The following is a 1,145-nucleotide window of genomic DNA, read 5'->3' as shown; positions in this document are numbered from 1 at the left end:
GAGCCCTCGGCCTCGAAAAGCTATTTTCTATACCCCCTGCGTACCTCCTCGATCCCGGGCTTGTCCAACAACCGGTTCAGATCGTCGCTCGCTGCGCTCGGACGATCTAACCTTATTCGTTGGGCGTGTTGATGCTTTGGCGATGCGTATCAGGGACAACAACGCCTCGTTGACGGCTTCCTCCGTCGGGAATGCCTGCGCGACTTCGGGCCTTAGAAGCACGAGGTTATTCGACTCCGTATATGCCTGGTAGTGCTTGCCTCGAACACCGGTACCGAGATCCTCGCGTCGATACTCGGGGCGCATTTCGTCGTCGTCGTGGGCGTTATCCGTTTTCATATATGTCACGCTCTTGGCGGCTCATCTTCCGAGCGCTGATGATTCTGGTCTCATCGCCCCGCTCGGTGTAGGAGACGATCAGAAACCTTTGCGCTCGGGATACGCCGAAGGTTAAGAAGCGCGCCTCCCCCAAGGAGTGGTCGGGATCATCGAAGGTCAAAGCCATCGGGTCTCCGAAGACCGTGCCAGCCTCGTGAAACGACACGCCGTGCTTCCGAAGATTAGCTGCGGCTTTGCTTGAATCCCAGTCGAGTTTCACGTCACTTCATCAGAGCGTGGTCTTCCTCGCCCAACGTTAACCGCAGCCCGCGCCAAACTGCGGCGACGCGCGAAGCGCTAGCCGCAGTTTGGCGTCGGGCTGGCGGGCTAGTTGGACGAAGCCGCTGCGCGGAGAAAGCCCATGCGGCGGCGTGGCGCTTAGAATGTAACCTCATGCCCTCGGTTGCGAGGGGCCGTTTGTTCAACATCATGAGGTTACACCACCATGCCAGCATCCTGCGAAGCGCAGTTCAAGCGCCACTACGCGGCGCATCTCAAGCACCTTCGGCTCAAGGGTCTGCAGCCCAAGACCATCGAAGCCTACGCGCGCGCCGTGCGCACCATTGGCGCCTATTTTGACGGCGACATTGATGAGCTGTCCGAGCCGCAGTTGCTCGAGTACTTTAGCGACCGGCTCGAGACCCACTCCTGGAGTGCCGTCAAGCTCGACTTGTACGGGCTGAAGTTCTTCTGAGCCTGGCCACCGTCCCTGATGGATTTTCCCCTTTAAATAGTCATTTTGCATGAGGGAGAGGGGTGGGCCTCCC

The 1,145-nt window shown here is 59.0% G+C and carries 2 protein-coding genes; one reads left to right on the top strand and one right to left on the bottom strand.

Features of this window, described 5'->3' with window-relative positions:
* Window positions 1-325: 325 nt before the first annotated feature.
* Window positions 326-598: a BrnT family toxin gene (locus G3446_RS26825; protein WP_164456700.1), complete on the bottom strand. Its 273-nt coding sequence runs from the start codon at window positions 596-598 to the stop codon at window positions 326-328.
* Window positions 599-823: 225 nt separating this feature from the next.
* On the opposite strand from G3446_RS26825, the gene G3446_RS26820 reads away from it, so the two are divergent.
* Window positions 824-1,072 carry a phage integrase N-terminal SAM-like domain-containing protein gene (locus G3446_RS26820; RefSeq protein ID WP_164456699.1) on the top strand — a complete coding sequence of 83 codons (249 nt, stop codon included), beginning with the start codon at window positions 824-826 and terminating at the stop codon, window positions 1,070-1,072.
* The last annotated feature ends 73 nt before the right edge of the window (window positions 1,073-1,145 follow it).

This window comes from Thiorhodococcus minor, assembly GCF_010820565.1.
Classification (GTDB): domain Bacteria; phylum Pseudomonadota; class Gammaproteobacteria; order Chromatiales; family Chromatiaceae; genus Thiorhodococcus; species Thiorhodococcus minor.
This window is presented reverse-complemented; position numbering and strand designations above follow the sequence as displayed.

What these genes read in the sequence shown, in the direction of transcription:
- G3446_RS26820 (WP_164456699.1), top strand. Translation starts at nt 824, where the DNA reads ATGCCAGCATCCTGCGAAGCGCAGTTCAAGCGCCACTACGCGGCGCAT.